Genomic DNA, 18,553 nt, shown 5'->3' with positions numbered 1-18,553 from the left:
GCATCCCGGCCTGCCAGCCGTGGCCAGCATGGCGGGCGCGCCGCAGGCGATGGACTATGGGCAGCTGTCGCGCCTGGCCTCGGCCTATGCACGCTGGTTGCGCAGCAAGGGGGTGCAGGCGGGCGACTGCGTGGCGCTGGTCGCGCAGCGCTCGCCCGCGCTCATCGTGGCGCTGGCCGGGTTGTGGGAGGCGGGGGCCACCGTGGTTCCCGTGGACCCTGCCTATCCCGGCGCGCGCATCGCTGCCATGCTGGAAGATGCCTGCGCCACGGCCGTGGTGGCCGAGGCGCCCGTCGCGGGCTGCAGCCTGCCCCTGTGGCCCCTGCCCATGTCACTGTCCTTTCCCGTGGCAGGCGAGCCAGGCTCAGGCGTTGACTTGGTCGAGGGCCAGGACCAGGGCTCCCCTGGCGCCAGCGCCGCGCCGGCAGGCCATGGCGACGAAGCCCTGGCCTGCATCATCTTCACCTCGGGCTCCACGGGCCGGCCCAAGGGCGTGCGCGTCACGCATGCCGCACTGTGCCGGCTGGCCGAGGCGGCGGGCACGGCCTTCGGCATCGGGCCCGGCAGCCGCGTGCTGCAGATGGCGGCCTTCGGCTTCGACGTGGCCATGTCCGATATCGCCTTCGCCCTGTCGGCCGGTGCCTGCCTGTGCCTGGCCTCGCGCGATCAACTCCTGCCTGGCGCCCCGCTGGTCGGCACGCTGCAGGCCATGGCCGTCACCCACCTGCAGATCCCGGCCTCGCTGCTGGTGGCCACGCCGGTGGCGGACCTGCCGTGCCTGCAGACCCTGGTCGTCGGCGGGGAACGCTGTCCCGATGCCGTGGCCGATGCATGGTCGCGCGGGCGCAGCCTTTTCGTGGCCTACGGCCCGACCGAGGCTACCGTGACAGCCACCGCTGCACGCCATCTGCCGGGCCAGTCGCCGGGCATAGGCCGCCCGCTGGGCGATGCGCGCCTGTACGTGGTGGACGACAAGGGACGGCGGGTTCCCGTGGGGGTGGCCGGGGAGATCTGGATCGGCGGCCCGAATGTCAGTCCCGGCTATGTCGCCAGCGGCATGGGCGACGGACGTTTCGGCCCCGATCCTTTTGACGGCTCGGGGGGCGCACGCCTGTACCGCAGCGGTGACCGGGGCCGGTGGCGTGAAGACGGAACCCTGGAATTCCTCGGGCGCATGGACCGCCAGATCAAGCTGCGCGGCTTTCGCATCGAGCCTGGCGAGATCGAGGCCGCCCTGCTGGAGCAGCCCGGCGTGGCCCAGGCCTTTGCCATGCCCTGGACCGATGCACAGGGCCAGCAGCGCCTGGCCGCCTGGGTGGCCGGTGGCCAGGATCTGGACGCGGCAGCCTTGCGCGCGCGGCTGCGCGGCACGCTGGCCCCGCACATGGTGCCGGCCGTGGTGGTGCGCGTGGATGCGATGCCGCTGACTGCGCATGGAAAGATCGACAGCAGGGCGTTGCCGCAACCGCAGTTCGATGGCGGGCCGGACGGCGGCAGCCGGACCCCCTTGCCGGCGCCGATGCCCGCGGCCACGCAGGCACGCGTGGCCGCGCTGTGGAGCGAGGTGCTCGGCCGTGCCGGCATCGATGCGGATGCCAACTTCTTCGACGTGGGGGGCCACTCGCTGCTGCTGGTGGCGCTGCACGACAGGCTGGGATCGGACCTGGGTGTATCCGTGCCCATCAGCGAGCTGTTTCGCTTCACGACCATCCGCAGCCAGGCTGCGTATCTGGACGCGCTCCGGTCCCCGCACGCTGGCGCAGCGCCGATGGCCCAGCGGGTGCCGCAGCCTGCGGGCGACCAGGATGTAGCCGTCATCGGCATGGCCTGCCGCTATCCCGGTGCGCCTGATCTCGATGCCTATTGGCGCCTGCTGCTTGAAGGCCGCGAGGGCATCGACCACGGTGGCGCGCCAGACGCTCCGCTTCCGGGCTTCGTGGGCTCGGCCGGGCACATCGGCGATGCGGACTGCTTTGATGCGGCCTTCTTCGGCGTGGGTCCGCGCGATGCCCTGACCTTCGACCCGCAGCACCGCGTGGCACTGGAGTGCGCCTGGCACACGCTGGAGCATGCGGGCTACACGCCCGAAGCCCATGGCGGGCGCATCGGCGTCTTCCTGGGCGTGGGCACCAACACCTATCTGCGCGTGCTGTATCCGGGCGGCGAACTGCCGGCCGGCGCCGACACCTACCACGCGCTGTCATGCAATGACAAGGACTTTGCCGCCAGCCGCATCGCCTATCACCTGAACCTCAAGGGCCCGGCCATGGCCGTGCAGACGGCCTGCTCCTCGTCCCTGGTCGCGGTGGACATGGCCTGCCGTGCCATCCGCGAGGGCAGCGCCGAGATGGCCCTGGCCGGGGGGGTGTCCATCCAGTTCCCGCAGCGCGACGGCTACGTCCACCAGCCCGGCATGATCCTGTCGCCCGATGGACGCTGCCGCCCCTTCTCGGCCGACGCGGGCGGCACCGTGCCGGGAGGCGGCGTGGGCATGGTGCTGCTGAAATCGCTGTCCCGCGCCCTGGCCGATGGCGACAACGTGCTCGCCGTGGTGCGCGGCAGCGCCGTCAACAATGACGGCTCCGCCAAGGTCGGCTACACCGCGCCCGGCGCCGACGGGCAGGCCGCGGTGATTGCCGCCGCGCTGGCAGCGGCGCGCCTGGCTCCGGGCGACATCGACTACATCGAGGCCCATGGCACGGGCACGGCACTGGGCGACCCGGTGGAGATCGCGGCCCTGGGCCGTGTTTTCGGCAACACAGCCGGTGGCGCGGGCGCGCAGGACACGGCGGCCCGCAGCCGTCCCCTGGCGCTGGGCTCCGTCAAGAGCAACATCGGCCATGCCGATACGGCTGCAGGCATTGCAGGCTTCATCAAGGCCGTGCTGGCCGTGCACCATGGCGTGCTCCCGGCCAGCCTGCATTTTTCGGCCCCCAATCCGCATGCGGACTTTGCCTCCGTCCCCATCGAGGTGGTCTCCCGGCAGCGGCCGTGGATGCATGACGGCACGCGCCGCGCAGGCATCAGTGCCTTCGGCATCGGCGGCACGAATGCGCATGTGGTGATCGAGCAGGCGGCGGCGCACGCGCCCCATGCGTCCAGCACGGGCGCGCTGCCGCAGGCCTGGGTGCTGCCGCTTTCGGCGCGCACGCCGGCCGCGCTGCAGGCCGGCCTGCTGGCCCTGGCAGGGATGCTGGACAAGGCGCCAGAGACTTCGCTGGCCGACCTCTCGTTCACGCTGCACCAGGGCCGGGCCGCCTTTGCCTGGCGCGCGGCCGTGGTGGCGCACGGCACGGCCCAGGCGGCGGCGCTGCTGCGCCGCGCCGCGCCCTGTCAGGCGTCCCAGGCGTCCCAGGTGTCCCTGGGCGACCGGCCTGCGCAGGCCTGGCTGTTTCCTGGCCAGGGCAGCCAGTATCCCGGCATGGGACGCGCGCTGTACGAGCAGGACGCCGACTACCGCAGCGTCTTCGATCGTTGTGCCGATGGGCTGGCTCCGCACCTGGGGCAGGATCTGCGCGGCATTCTGTACGGCCCGGTCGGCGTGGCCGTCGATGCCCAGGCACTGCGCCAGACCGAGCTGGCGCAGCCCGCGCTGTTCGCCGTGTCCTATGCCATGGCCAGCGCCGCGCTGGCCCGTGGCCTGGAGCCGGCGGCCTTGCTGGGACACAGCCTGGGCGAGTACGTGGCAGCCTGCCTGGCCGGGGTCTTCTCGCTGGACGACGCCCTGGCCCTGGTGGCCGCGCGCGGCCGCATGATGCAGGCGCTGCCGCACGGTGCCATGCTGGCCGCGCCGCTGACACAGGCTCAGGCGCGCGAACTGCTGGCCAGCCCGGCCCATGCCGGCATCGACCTGGCCGCCATCAACGCGCCGCAGCAGTGCGTGTTCGCCGGGCCGGTGCCGGCCATAGACCGGCTGCAGGCGGCGCTGGCGGATGCGGGCCAGGCCGCCATGCGGCTGGACACCTCGCATGCCTTCCACTCCGCATCGATGGAGGGCATGCAGCGCGCGTTCACCGACTTGTTCGATGGCATGGTGCTGCACCCTCCGCAGCGACGCTTCCTGTCCAATCTCACGGGTACCTGGATCACGGACGCCGAGGCCACGGACCCGGCGTATTGGGCGTGCCACCTGCGTGCGCCAGTGCGCTTTGCCGACGGCCTGAAGACCCTGCGCGCCGAGGGCATCGGTGTGCTGGCCGAATTCGGCCCGGGCAGGGTGCTGGGCAAGCTCGCTGGCGCCAATGGATGGGCTGCAGATGCGCTGGCGCCCTCGGCGCTGCAGCGCAGCGAGGGGTCCGCCGCCGAGCCTGCGCTGGATGCGCTGGATGCGCTGCATGCGCGGCTGTGGTGCCTGGGCGCTGCCTCGCGTCCGGGGCGCCTGCCGCCCGCAGCCGGCCGGCGCATTCCCCTGCCCGGATATGCCTTCGAACGCATCCGGCACTGGCCTGCCGAAGTGGCAGGCAAGCCGCATGCGCCAGCAGCCCCTTCGCTTTCCGCTGTTTCACCGGCCTCGCCTTTCCTGGGCGATGTCCGGGCCGCTCCGCCGAAGCTGCCCGACATGGCCGACTGGTTCCATGTGCCGGGCTGGCGCCGCGAGCCCGCTGCACAGGCGGCTGGCATTGCGGCACCCGCCGCAGCCTCGCTGCGCTGGATGGTGGTGGGCGTACACCTGCCGGCCGGCGCCGCGCTGGCGCAGGCCCTGAGCGTGGCCGGCCAGCAGGTGCTTGCCGTCAGCGCCGGCCAGGCGTTTGCGCAGGCGGCGCCCGGCCATTTCACGATCGGTGCTGGAGATCACCAGGATTTCCGGCGTCTTCTGGATGCCTTGCCCGAGCATGCACGGCCGCAGCGCATCGTGCACCTGGAGGCCACACGCGGCGGCGCGCCGGACGATCTGTTGCGGCGCGGCTTCTTCGGCGTCCTGGGGCTGGCACGCGCCCTGGGCAGCGCGGTGCCGACCTGGCCGGTGCGGCTGGACATCGTGACCACCGGCGCAGCCGATGTGGACGGCGACGAGGCCCTGGCCGCGGGCGCGGCAACGCTGCTCGGCGCCGTCAAGGTGTTGCCGCTGGAGTATCCGAACCTCGATTGCCGCCTCATCGATGTCCGTGACCTGGACGGCCCGGGCGCAGGCGAGGCGCTCCAGGCGCTGGCTGCCGAGCTGCTGCGCACCGATCCGCTGGAGCAGGCCCCGCAGCAGCCCGTGGTCGCCCTCAGGCGCGGGCGGCGCTGGGTGCCGCAGTTCACGGCGCAGCGCCTGCCCGAGCCGCAGGCCGGCCAGGCGCGCTTCAGGCCTGCAGGCGTCTATGTGCTGACGGGCGGATTCGGCGGCATGGGCTCGGCGCTGGCGCGCGAGCTGGCCGGCAGTGGCGCGCATCTGGTGCTGCTGGGCCGGCATGTCGATGCATCCTTGGTCGCGCAGTTGCAATCGCGCGGCGCCCAGGTGCTGGCGCTGGCCTGCGATGTGTCGGACGCCAGAGCGCTGGGCGATGCCCTGGCCCGGGCCCGCAGCCGGTTTGGCCGCGTGGACGGCGTGCTGCATGCGGCCGGGGTGGCGGACCAGGGCGGGGTGGTGCACAACCGCGACGACGCCAGCATCGCCACGGCCATGGCAGCCAAGGTCCAGGGCGCCCTGGCGCTGGATGCGGCCCTGGCCGGACACGAGCCCGACTTCGTCGTGCTGTTCTCCTCGCTGGGCACGGTGGTGCCGGGCAGCAAGTTCGGCCAGATCGGCTATGCCGCCGCCAACGAGTTCCTGGCGCTGTTCGCCGCCGAGCGCACGGCGCGCCGTGGCGGCTTCACGCAGGCCATCGACTGGGACGACTGGACCGAAGTGGGCATGACCGTCATGGCCCGCCAGCGCTGGGGCCTGCCCGCGCTGGCCGCCAGCGAGGGACTGACGCCCGCCGAAGGCGTGGCCGTGCTGCGGCGTGCCCTGGCCTCGCCCCATCTCCGCGTATCGGTTTGCGTGCGCGACCTGCCCTCCCTGCTGCGCCTGGCCGGGAGCGTCTGGACGGACGCGGCTGCGGCGCCCGCAGGCCTGCCCGCCAGCGGCGAGCCTGCACAGCCCCCGGAGCAGGGCGGCGAAGGCCCGGACACGCGGCAACGGCTGGCCGCAGTCTGGCGCGAGGTTCTGGGCGTGGCCGAGATCGGTGCGCAATCCCACTTCTTCGAACTGGGCGGCCATTCCCTGATTGCCATGCGCGTGCTGGCCTATGTGCGTGAGCACTTCGGCGTGGAGCTGGGCATCGCGGCGGTGTTCGAGCATCCGGTGCTCGGCGACTTGGCGGACTTTGTTGACGCGTGCCGGCCCATGGGCGGCACCGTGGAGGAATTCACCTTATGAAGAGTGCGAGCGACAGGGCAAGCGATCTGCTGGCCCGCCTGGCGCAGCTGGGCGTGACCGTGCAAGGCGAGGGCGGCGATCTGAAAGTGCGCGGCCCGGCAGGTGCCATTGGCGGGCAGATGCGCGATGAGCTGCGCGCGCTCAAGCCGCAGCTGCTGGCCCTGCTGTCACGCAGCGGGCCCGCGCCGGTGGCCGCAGGAGCGGCTGCAGAGGTGGACCCCGACCGCGTGCCGCTGTCCTTCAACCAGCGCCGGCTCTGGTTCCTGGACCGGCTGGAGGGCGGTGGCAGCGCCTTCATCATGGCCGCCTGTTTCGAGCTCGACGGCCCTTTGGACCTTGAGGCCCTGCAGCAGGCGCTGACGGTGCTGGTGGAGCGCCACGAGCTGCTGCGCAGCGTCATCGTGGACGAGGCCGCCGAGCCGGTGCTGCGCATCGGCGCTGCCACGGCCGTGCGCCTTCAGCCAGAGGCCGTGGACGATGCCTCACCCCGGGGCCTGGCCGAGCTGATGGCGCAGCAGGCGCGCCAGCCCTTCGATCTGACGCAGGCGCCCCCCTTGCGGCTGCGCCTGTTCGCACTGGAGCCGCAGCGCCACGTGCTGGCCCTGTCGCTGCACCACATTGCCGGGGATTTCTGGTCCATGGGGCTGCTGCTGGCCGAACTCGGCCAGCTGTATGGCGCGGCCTGCCGGGGCCTGCCGTCGCCGCTGCAACCGCTGCCCCTGCGCTACCCCGACTACTCGGCCTGGCAGCGCGCCACGCTGGACGAGGCGCGGCTGGCGCCGCAACTGGCCTTCTGGCAGGCGCAACTGCAGGGCGCACCCACCCAGCTGGCGATGCCGCTGGACAGGCCCCGGCCCGCAGAGCGCGGCGCCAGTGGCGCCCACCATCACTTTCGCATCTCGCCGGAGGGCACCCAGGCGCTGCAGGAGGCGTCAGCACGCGCAGGCGTCACGCCCTTCATGGCGCTGCTGGCCGCCTATGCCGCCGTGCTGGGGCGCTGGACCGGCCAGGACGAGATCGTCATCGGCTGCCCTGTGGCCCACCGGGACACGCCGCAGACGCAGGGACTGGTCGGTTTCTTCATCGACACGCTGCCGCTGCGCATCGACCTGCGCGACGACCCCCGACCGGCCGAGCTGCTGCAGCGCGTTCGCCGCACCTGCCTGCAGGCATTCGAGCACCAGGACCTGCCGTTCGAGCGCATCGTGCAGGCCGTGCGGCCCGAGCGGGCGCTCAACCGCGCGCCCCTGTTCCAGACCATGTTCGTGCAGCAGACCGCTGGTGCAGCCGTGCTGGCGATGCAGGGGCTGGCCGTGCGGCCGCTGCCCGTGCCAGCGGCGGCACCCGAGCTGGACCTGAACCTGTCGGCGCGCCTGGACGGCGAAGCCTTCGCCTGCGACATGGAGTACGACGCCGACCTGTTCGACCCGGCCACCGTGGCTGCGCTGTGCGCGCAGTTTGCGCATGTGGCGGGGCAGTGGGCGTGCGGCCTTGCACTGTCCCGGCTGGCACTGGCCCCGCAGGCCTGCGCCGTGGCGCCCGCACCGGCCATGGCCGAGGGCGTTGCGCCGGCATCCGTACCCGCGCTGATAGCCCGCGCTGCCGATCGCTGGCCGCAGCGCATGGCCGTGCAGGCGGATGGCGCGGCACTTTCGCTGCGCGAGCTTGTGTGCCAGGCCGACGCACTGGCCGGGCGACTGCGCGGCGCGGGTGCCAGGCCCGGCGACCTGATCGGCCTGGGCCTGGGCAACTGCCTGGCCCTGCCGGTGGCCATGCTGGCGGCCTGGCGCTGTGGCTGTGCCTATGCCGTACTCAGCCTGGCGAGGCCGCTGGCACAGCGCGCGACCATGATGGAGGCGGCCGGCGTGCGCCTGGTCATTTCCGCGTCTGCGGCGGAGCAGTGGCCTTCGCATACGGTGCTGGTGGCGCCGGACCTGGTGGCAGAGCCTGCCGGCAGCGCCGCGCAGCAGCCCTGGCTCGCAGACCCCGCGCAACGGGCCTATGTCTGCTTCACCTCGGGATCGACCGGCGCCCCGAAGGGCGTGGTCGTGAGCCATGCCAACCTGGCCCACCATGCGGCGGCGGTGGCGCGTGAGTTCGGCCTGTGCGAGACCGATCGCGTGCTGCAGTTCGCGGCCCCCGATTTCGATGTGGCTGCCGAGGAGATCTTTCCCACGCTGGCCTGCGGTGCCTGCGTGGTGCTGCGGGCACAGAACAGTCTTGACAGCCTGGAGGCTTTCCAGGCCCAGGTGGCAGGCGCGCGGCTGACCGTGCTCAATCTGCCGTCCGCGTTCTGGCACGAGTGGGTGGGCATGCTGCAGGCGTCGGGCACGGCTGTTCCGCCCGACCTGCGGTTGGTGGTCACGGGCAGCGACCGCGTTTTCGTGCGCAGCTTGCGCCAGTGGCAGGCGCTGTGCCGCCATCCTGTGGCCCTGCTCAGCGGCTATGGCCCGACGGAGGCCACCATTTCGGCCGCGTTCTTCGACCCCGCGCACGACGTGCTGCCGCTGGGGGCCGAGATCCTGCCGCTGGGCCATGCGCTGCAGGGCGTGCAACTGGCCGTGGTGGACGGCGCCGGGCAGGCCTTGCCTGCCGGGGCCATCGGCGAAATCGTCATCGGCGGCGGTGGTGTGGCGCAGGGGTATCTGCAACAGGACGAGGCCACACAGGCCGCGTTTCGCGCCTGCGCCGCACTGGGCGGGGCGCGCGCCTACTGGAGCGGCGACCTGGCGAGGCGGCGTGCCGACGGTGCGCTGGAGTTCCTGGGCCGGCGCGATGCGCAGGTGAAGATCCGGGGATTTCGCATCGAGCCCGCCGAGGTGGAGGCCGCCCTCATGGCCCATCCCTGCGTGCGCGAGGCTGCCGTGGTGCTGGCGCACGATGTCGCAGGCCAGCCGGTGATGCTCGCGGTGGTTGCGGGACAGGCCGATGCGGCGGCGCTGCGCAGCTGGCTGTCCGAGCGGCTTGCGCCCTACATGGTGCCTGCCGTGTGCCGCGTGCTGGAGAGCCTGCCCCATACGGCTTCGGGCAAGATCGACCGGCGCGCGCTGGCGGGGCTGGCCCTCCAGTCGCCGCCGCAGCTGCCTGTGGGGGACGGCACGGCCCAGCCTTGCAGCCCGCTGGAAGCCACCCTGGCCAGGCTCTTTGCCGAGGTGATGAACCTTGCGCAGGTGGGCGTCACCGACAACGTCTTCGACCTGGGTGTGGACTCCATCCGCTGCCTGCAGATCGTCTCGCGTGCGCGCCGCCAGGGCCTGGACCTGGTGGTGCGCGACATCTTCCGCGCCCAGACCGTGCGTGCCCTGGCCGGGGAGATCGCCCTGCGGTCGCGGGCCGCGCCGACGGTACCGGTGGCGGAGGCCGGGGCACCGTTGTCACCGACCCCCATCCAGGCCTGGTTCCTGGAGCATGCAGGGTCAGGGGCCGCTCACTACAACCAGGCGGCCGTGCTGCGCGTGCCCCCGCAGTTGCCGGCCGAAACGCTGGAGCGGGCGCTGGCGGGCGTGGTGGCATGCCACGAGATGCTGCGCCTGCGGGTGGACGCGCAAGGCAGGCTGGATATTGCCCCCATGGCGCCCGGGCCTGTGCTGGACGTGGTCTGCCTGGAGGGCCTGGCGCCGGCAGAGGCACAGCAGCGCCGGGCCGAAGCCTTTGCCGCGGCCCAGCGCGCCATGGACCCGGCGTCCGGCCGCATGGTGCGTGGCGTGCTGCTGCCCGGCACGGGCCGGCTGATGCTGGCCATTCACCACCTGGCGGTGGATGCCTACTCCTGGTCGGTACTGCTGGAGGACCTGGCCCTGGCCTGCGCACAGGTGTCGCGCGGCGAGCCCGTGCGACTGCCCGCGCCCACCAGCTCCTATGCGCGCTGGTCGCACCGGCTGGGCGAGCTGGCCGCCGGGCCCGAGGCGGCTGCGCAGGCGCAGGCGTTGCAACAGGCGTTCAGCCAGATGGGCGCGACCGTGTTGCCTCGCCAGACGCCAGCCGGTTGCGTGGGCCAGGCCCAGACCCTGGCCTTCGAACTGGACGAGGAGACGACGCAGGCCCTGGTCCACGAGGTGCCGCGTGCCTTTGCCGCCCGCGTGGACGAGGCTTTGCTCGCCGCCCTGGTTCTGGGAGGCGTGCGGCTGGGGGTGGACGGACCCTGGCGGCTGGATCTGGAGCGCAACGGACGCGCCGACCTCTTCGAGGAGCTGGACCTGTCTCGCACCGTCGGTTGGTTCACGGCGCTGCAGCGCGTGGGCATCGAGCCAGTCCACGGCGCCGCCGATGCCGCGGCGGTGGTGGCACAGGTTGCCGCTCAGGTGCGCGGCGCCGCATGGCAGGGACTGGCGCTGGGGCTGCTGCGCTACCGCTCGCCCGACGGCGCCGTGCGCGCCGGTCTGGCCGCGCTGCCTGAACCGGAACTGCTGCTGAACTACCTGGGCCGCATGGATGGCGCCCCTGCCGGGGACGAGACCATCGCCCCGGTGGATGAGGCGGCGGGCCCTGCGCAGGCCCCCGGCCTGGCGCGCAGCCATGTGATCGAACTCAATGCGGGGCTCTGGAATGGCCGGCTGCGCGGGGAGCTGAGCTTTCCGGCAGGGGAGCCGAACCGCGAGCGCATCGCCCACTGGCTGGACGAGGTGAAGGCCGTGCTGGCCGAGATCGCCAGTGCCGCGCGTGAGGGCCGTGGAGCATGTGCTGCCCCGGCCGGGCAGGTGCCGCAGGCCGTTCCCCGCAGCCGTGCCCCGGTGGCCGTGCTGGCGCTCACGCCCCTGCAGCACGGCCTGCTCTACCACAGTCTGCGTGCACCCGATGACCAGGTCTACTTCGATCAATTGACACTGACCCTGCAGGGTCCGCTGGACCCGGCAGCGCTGCGCCGTGCCTGGGAGGCTGTGGTGGCACGCCATGGCGTGCTGCGTACCAGCTTCCACTGGGACGATGGCGAGGCCATGCAGCATGTGCATGCCCACGTGGAGCTGCCCTGGCTGCACGACGACTGGCGCACCATGGATGCGGCCGCGCAGCCTGCCGCCCTGTCGGCACTGCTGGCGCAGGACCGGGCCCGGGGCTTCGACCTGCGCCGCGCACCCCTGATGCGCCTGCATCTGCTGCACACGGCAGAAGACCGCCATGAGCTGTTGTGGAGCGCCCACCACCTGCTGCTGGACGGGTGGTCGGTCTCGGTGGTGATGGACGAGGTCTTCCGCCTGTACGGCCAGGCCCTGGGCGATGGCACGCCAGCGCTGCCGCGCGCGCCCGATTTCGCCGACTGCGTGCGCTGGCACCAGCGGCGCGACGTGCAGGCCGACCAGGCCTTCTGGCGCCAGGCGTTGCAGGGCCTGCACGAGCCCACCTCGCTGGCCTTTCTGCGCCAGGCCGGGGAGCCTGTCGAGCCTGAGGCTCCGGACCCGATCGAATGCCTGCTGTCGCCCGCCACCAGCAGCGCCCTGGCCGCGCTGGCCCGCGCCGCGCGTGCCACGCCCGGCATCGTGCTGCAGGCCGCCTGGGCGCTGCTGCTGTCGTGCCACAGCGGCAGCCGCGACCTGGTGTTCGGTGTGACCGTGTCGGGGCGCTCTCCCGACATCGCTGACGTGGAGCAAATGGTCGGCATGCTGATCGCCACGGTGCCGGCGCGTGTGCGTGTGGCTGCCGGCATGCCGCTGCTCTCGTGGCTGTCCGCGCTGCAGCAGGACCACCTGGAGCGCGAGCAGCATGCGGCCGCATCGCTGGCGGAAATCCGCCAGGCTTCGGAACTGGAGCCAGGCTGCGATCTGTTCCAGTCCCTGGTTCTGGTGCAGAACTATCCTGCGCCCGATGCGCTGCAGGCCGGTGGTCTGCGCCTGGCCGCAGTCGCCAGCCATGAGCGCACGAACTTCCTGCTCACCCTGGCCTGCATGCAAGGCGCGCACGGATGGCACCTGGCACTGCACCGCGACCGCGAGCAGGTGCCGGCTGCGGCAGCGCGCCGCCTGCTGTCGCACCTCGATGCGCTGCTTGCCGCCATGGCGGCGCAGCCCGGCCAGGCACTGGGCTCGCTGCTGCAGCTCGCGCCCGAGCAGGCGCGCGATGCCCTGGAGGCCGGCACCGGCCCTGCCGAGACCATGGACGAGCGCTTTCTGGTGGACTGGATCGACCACTGGGCGCAGCACACGCCCGGCGCCACGGCCCTGGAAGGGCCGCACGGCCGCATGGACTATGCGCAACTGGCGAGGCTGTCGCGCCAGGCGGCCTGCTCGCTGTCTGCCCTGGGCGCAGGGCAAGAAACCCGTGTGGCCCTGTGCCTGGGCCGCTCGCCCGTCTGCCTGGCGGCAATTGCCGCAATCCTGCGCGCGGGCGCAGCCTTTGTGCCCATCGACCCTGCGCTGCCGGCGCAGCGCCAGCGCTTCATGCTGGAGGACAGCGGCGCAGTGCTGGTGCTGGCCGATGCCGCGCTGCCCGTGGCGGAGGAGGTGGGTTTGCGCTGCCTCACGCCGGAGCAGTTGTTCGGCACCATGTCGCCAGCCGAGGCTGCCGAGGCCACTGTGCTTGCCCAACCGCAGGCCTCGTCCTCGGCCTATGTGATCTATACGTCCGGCTCCACGGGCACGCCCAAGGGCGTGGTCAATACGCGGGCGGGCATGCGCGCCCTGGCCCATGCCCAGCAGCGCGTGTTCGCGCTGGATGGAAGCGATCGCGTGCTGCAGTTCGCCTCGCTGTCCTTTGACGCCTCCGTCTGGGAGATGACCATGGCCTGGCGCCATGGGGCTGCGCTGCTGGTGCCTGCCCCGGACATGGCAAGGGCCGGGCCGCAGCTGCAGGCCTTTGTGCGGCGCCATGGCATCACCGCCGCAACGCTGCCGCCCACGGTGCTGTTCACCCTGGATGCGGCCTCGCTTGATGCGCTGCGCCTGCTGGTGGTGGCCGGCGAGGCCTGTGCACCGGAGTTGGCGCTGCGGTGGTCGGTGGGCCGGCGCTTTTTCAATGCCTATGGCCCGACCGAGGCTTCGGTGGCGGTCAGCGTGCAGGAGGGCGTGCAACGCGCAGACCGGCTGCCCATTGGACGGCCGCTGCCGAACATGCAGCTGCATGTGCTGGACGAGGACATGCGCCTGCTGCCCCCGGGGGCGCCGGGGGAGCTGTACATCGGCGGTGCAGGGCTGGCGCGGGGCTACCTGGGGCGTCCCGGGCTGACGGCGGCCAGCTTTGTGCAGGATCCGTTCGGCGACCCCGGCGAGCGGCTGTACCGCACGGGCGACCGGGGCTGGCGCCTGGCCGATGGGCGCGTGCACTTTGCAGGCCGCAACGACCACCAGGTCAAGCTGCGCGGCCTGCGCATCGAGCTGGGCGAAATCGAGGCTGCGCTGGCCACCCACCCGGGCGTGGAGGCCGCAGCGGTGCTGGTCATTGCGCACGGCGAGGCCGATCACCGGCTGACGGCCTTCGTGGGGGCCGCGCACCCCGTCGGCGCCGAGGCGTTGCGCGCGTACCTGGCGCCCCGCCTGCCTGCGCACATGGTTCCCGCCTATTTCGTGGAGCTGAACCAGCTCCCGCTCACCCACAGCGGCAAGATCGACCGCCAGGCACTGGGCCGGCAACTGGCGGCGCAGCCGGCCCGGCCGTCTTCGCCAGCGCCTGCCGCCGATGCCGCTGCAGGCGACGCCTGCGCGCGGCTGGCGGCGGTCTGGGCCCAGGTGCTGGGCGTTGCCGAGGTGGGGCCGCACCAGAGCTTCTTCGAGCTGGGCGGGGACTCCATTCTTGCCATCCAGGTGGTTGCGCGGGCCAACCGGCAGGGGCTGGCCATCACGCTGGCGCAGCTGATGGACCCGGCCTCGCAGACGGTGGCCGCTCTCGTGGCGCTGCTGGATCAGGACGGAGGGCCGGTGGTGCTGCCCCGCGCCACCGAGGACGTTGCGGGCGATGGCCGCGTGCCGCTCACGCCCATCCAGCGCTGGTTCCTGGCGCTGGAGGCTCCGCAGCGCCAGCACTACAACCAGAGTTTCCTGTTGACCGTGCCTGCCGACCTCGCGCCCGAGCGGCTGCAGGCCGCGCTGGCGCTGCTGCTGCAGCGCCATGATGCGCTGCGCCTGCGCTATCGCCGCGAGGACGGCGGCTGGGTGCAGACGCTGGCCGATGGCCTTGTGCCGCCTGCGGTCCCGCTGCTGCAGGTGGTGGCATCGCCCCCTGGCGAAACGCCGGCCGCCTGGCGCGAGCGGCTGCAGGCCGCCGCCGTGGCCAACCAGGAGCGGCTGGACTTGCAGGCGGGCCCGCTGATGCACGCGGCTCTGTACCTTCCCCCGGGCCAGGAGGAGGCGCCAACTCAGGCACAGGCACGCCTGCACCTGGTCGTGCACCACCTGGCCATCGACGCCGTGTCCTGGCGCGTGCTGCTGGACGATCTGGCCGAGGCCTGCCGCCTTGGCCGCATTGCCAGGCCGCCTGGCGCGTCCTTCAGCCATTGGGCGGCAGCCGTGTCGCGCCATGCGGCATCGCAGTCGGCGCGTGCCGAGCTGCCGTACTGGCTGGCCCAGTCTGGCGACGCCTGCCTGCCGCTGGCGCGTGGCGCCGGGGCGGCCTCCACGGTGGGCGGAGCCGTCACCCTCGGCGTGCAGTTATCCGTGGACGAGACTGGCGCCTTGCTGCGCGAGGCGCCACGGGTCCATGGTGCCTCCATGCAGGAACTGCTGCTGGCGGCGCTGGCCTCGGCCCTGGCCGGTCGCGTCCAGGGCCGTTGCATCGGTGTGGCGCTGGAGTCGCATGGCCGCGATGTGGTGCTTGAAGGCCTGGAGGTGGGCTCCACCGTGGGGTGGTTCACGGCACTGGCTCCCCTGGCACTGCCGCTGCCACGGTCGTTGCCTGACGCCCCGCCTGCGGACGGCGCTGCGGGCCCGTCCGCGCTGTCTGCACTTGCGGTCGTGCGTGAGGCGCTGCGCGCCATGCCGCGGCGCGGCTTCGGCTATGGCGTGCTCAGCCAGCTTTCGCCCGAGCCGGCCGTGCGCCAGGCCCTGGCCGCGCAGGCCCGGCCCGGCATCGCCTTCAACTACCTGGGGCAATGGGATACGGCCTGGCCCGAAGGAGAGGGCCTGCGCCCGGCTCCGGAGCGCGATGGCCCGGGCTTCGCGGCGAGCACGCCGCGTACCTTCCCGCTGGAAGTCAATGCCATGGTGGCGGACGGGCGGCTGGCGCTGGACCTCACCTACGATCCCCGGGACCTGGAGGAAGGCTGGATTGCGGCGCTGGCCGCCGACATGCAGGCCTGGCTGGTGCACGCGGCGGCCAGTGCGCGGCAAGCCGGTCCTGTACAGGCAGGCGGCGCACAGGCCAGCCCGTCCTTGCGCGCGCCAGCCTTGCCCTCGCATGGCCTGGGGCCGCAGCAGGACGCCATGCTGTCCCACGCCCTGGCCTGCCCGGGATCGTCCGCCTATGTGGTGCAACTGGGGGCCAGCCTGCCTGCGACGCTGGACGTGCCCGCTTTCATGGCTGCCTGGAACGCCGCCGTGGCTCGCCATGCGGCGCTGCGCGCCTGTTTCTCTGTGGACGCAGCAGACGGGTCGGGGCGCCAGCATGTGGACGACAGCCTCACCGCCGCGCCCTGGCGCACCGAGGACTGGTCTGCCTGGACACCCGCCGATGCACAGGTCGCATACGATGCACTGCGCGAGATCGAGCAGGCGCGCGGCTTCGATCTTGCCAGCGCCCCGCTGATGCGCTTTGCGCTCGCCCGCATGCCGGACGGCGGCTGGCGCTTTTGCTGGACCTACCATCACCTGCTGGTCGATGGCTGGTCGATGCCGATTTTGATGGCCGATGTGCAGGCCGCCTATGCGGGCCGCTTGCCCGGCGCGGCGGCGCCCGACACTCCAGCGCCCGACGTGCGGCGCTTCCTCGACTGGCTGGGTGCGCAGGATGCGGACAGCGCGCAGGCCTTCTGGAAGAATGAACTGGCGGGCCTGGCGCCCTCGCGCTGGCCTGCTGCCGAGGCAGCCGTGGCCAGCGGACGTTCCCGCCAGGTGCACCGGGTGCTGGCAGCCGGGACGGGCGCCAGCGTGGCTGCCTTTGCCCGCCGCCACCGCCTGTCGGTGCCCAGCGTGGCCCTGCTGGCGTGGGCGCTGGTGCTGGCGCGGCACATGGAGCGCGACGACCTGGCCTTTGGCGTCACCTCGGCCCTGCGTCCCGCAGAACTCGAGGGTGCCGAGGCCATGGTGGGCGCCATGTTGGCCACACCGCCGCTGCGCGTGAGGCTGGACCGGGCGCAGGGCTTTGCCGCCGCCTGCCAGCAGTTGCAGCGCCGGCGCATGCAGGCGTCCGGTCATGCCTGGCTGGCGCCGCGGGCTATCGCATCGGCCGCCGGGCTGGCCGCTGCCGATGACCTGTTCGGCACGGCGCTGCGCATCCAGAACTACCCGCTGGGCGAGCTGGGCAGCGACAGCGCCGCCCTGGCTTTTCACGATGTGGACATCCGTGACGCCTGGCACCACCCGTTCAACCTGGAAGTCATGCCCGGCGACGATTTTCGCCTGCTGGCGGTGCACGACGCGCTCAAGGTCGCCCCGGCCGTGGCCGACGCCCTGCTGGAGTGCATGGCGCACCTGCTGGAGACGCTGGACCAGGACCGGCCGCTGACCTATTGGCTTGAGGAGACACATGGCTGACGCAACACCGCTTTATCTGCGCGAGGACGTGGTGGCCGTGCCACGGTTCGCGGGCTGGTATGCCTGGTCCTTTCTGATTTCGCCCGCCACGGCGGCCCTGTACCTGGCCAACCGCTACGTGCGCATCATGGAGTCCTATCTGGAGGCGCCCGAGCTGCATGCGCAGGCCGTGGCCAATGCCGCCATGCGCGGAGGCCCCTTCATGGACTGGCCGGCCGAGCGCCGCGGGGACATCCAGGCCCTGCTGGACGAGACGCGCCAGCGCCATGCCGGGCTGCTGTCGTTTGCTGCCGACCTGGGGCAGTGCTGGGAGTTGCTCAAGACCCAGGCCGACGGGCATTCGATGGCGCAGCTGTATCCGCGCCTTCCCGATTCGGTGCGCGGCTATGCGGAGCTCGTGTACTCGCTGACCGGCGCACCGGACCTGCGCCTGATCGAGGCGCTGCTCTACCGCAGCCCGCTGTATGACACCTCGGCTCAGAGCACGCTGGTGATGCGCGGCGGCGATGTGCGGCCCTTTGCCCTGGGCACGCCGCAGCTCGAACGTGACGGGGCGGTCGCCCTGCAGATACCGTATGCCAGCCCCGCCAACGACATGCTGGCAGCGCTGCGGAACGCACCGCGCCCCTTCGACGCCATCGCCGAGTCGCTCGGGCTGGAGGGCGCTCGGGCCGATCGCTTCCACGCCTTGCTGACCGGCACGCCACCGGCCCGGCGCGGTGGGGACCTGGCGGACACGGCGCCGGTGGGCAGTGCGCGCTGGCGGTATTTCGGCCATGCCTGCGTGCTGGTCGAGACGCCAGGTGGGCGCAGCGTGCTGATCGATCCCCTGGTGCCTGCCGGTGGCAGCGCGGGCCAGACACCGCGCTTCACGCTGGCCGACCTGCCGCAGCGCATCGACTGCGTGGCGCTGACGCACAACCACCAGGACCATGTGCAGCTGGAGACCTTGCTGGCCCTGCGCTCGCGCATCGGTCGGGTTCTGGTGCCAGCCGGCGGGGGAGGCAGTCTTGCCGACCCCTCGCTCAAGCTCGCACTGCAGGCGGCGGGCTTTGCCGATGTGCAGGAAATCGGCCCGCTGGAGGTTTTCAGCGAGGGCGACCTGACGGTCACTGCCCTGCCTTTCCTGGGCGAGCATGCCGACCTGGACATTCGCACCAAGGCCGCCTGGCTGGTGGATGCCGCCGGCAGCCGCCTGCTGTTCGCGGCGGACTCCAACAATCTGGAGCCTCGCCTGTACGAGCACCTGCGTCCCGTGGTGGGCTCGCTGCAGGCCCTGTTCATCGGCATGGAGTGCGAGGGCGCGCCCCTGAGCTGGCTGTACGGTCCGCTGCTGCCGGCACCGCTGGACCGCGCACGCGACCAGTCGCGCCGGCTCGACGGCTCGGACTACCGCCGCGCCATGGGCCTGCTGCGCATGCTGCAGTGCGAGCAGGTCTTCGTCTATGCACTGGGGCTGGAGCCATGGCTGTCGTTCATCACCAGCATCGAGTTCGACCCGGAGTCGGCCGCCATGCGCTCCGTGCGCTCCCTGCTGGCCGCCTGCGAGGATCTGGGCATCCCGGCCGAGCGCCTCTACGGAAAAGCCGAAGGCTGA

The 18,553-nt window shown here is 72.3% G+C and carries 3 protein-coding genes (1 of these 3 cut by a window edge); all 3 read left to right on the top strand.

Going from position 1 to position 18,553, the window contains the following annotated elements; translation table 11 throughout:
* Tightly spaced (each overlapping or abutting the next), the 3 genes in view from ACFPFG_RS06075 to ACFPFG_RS06065 form a layout consistent with a single transcriptional unit that may run on beyond the window.
* On the top strand, nt 1-6,343 hold the 3' portion of the coding sequence (locus tag ACFPFG_RS06075; RefSeq protein WP_380105599.1) for an amino acid adenylation domain-containing protein. Its footprint begins 4,739 nt before the window's first position; 6,343 of the gene's 11,082 nt are visible here — the last part of the coding sequence; its start codon lies beyond the left edge, outside the window; the stop codon is at nt 6,341-6,343.
* A complete protein-coding gene (locus tag ACFPFG_RS06070; protein WP_380105597.1) occupies nt 6,340-16,956 on the top strand; it encodes an amino acid adenylation domain-containing protein in 10,617 nt (3,538 codons plus the stop codon). Before ACFPFG_RS06075 ends, ACFPFG_RS06070 begins: the two co-directional genes overlap by 4 nt.
* Nucleotides 16,949-18,553, top strand: a complete 1,605-nt coding sequence (locus ACFPFG_RS06065; RefSeq protein ID WP_183017408.1) for an MBL fold metallo-hydrolase — start codon at nt 16,949-16,951, stop codon at nt 18,551-18,553. Before ACFPFG_RS06070 ends, ACFPFG_RS06065 begins: the two co-directional genes overlap by 8 nt.

Origin of the sequence: Delftia deserti, assembly GCF_042653485.1 — a bacterium.
GTDB classification, from domain to species: Bacteria; Pseudomonadota; Gammaproteobacteria; order Burkholderiales; family Burkholderiaceae_C; genus Comamonas; species Comamonas acidovorans.
This window is presented reverse-complemented; position numbering and strand designations above follow the sequence as displayed.

Bases quoted from the DNA above. Each gene is read 5' to 3' on its own strand.
- ACFPFG_RS06065 (WP_183017408.1), top strand. From the start codon at position 16,949: ATGGCTGACGCAACACCGCTTTATCTGCGCGAGGACGTGGTGGCCGTG.
- ACFPFG_RS06070 (WP_380105597.1), top strand. From the start codon at position 6,340: ATGAAGAGTGCGAGCGACAGGGCAAGCGATCTGCTGGCCCGCCTGGCG.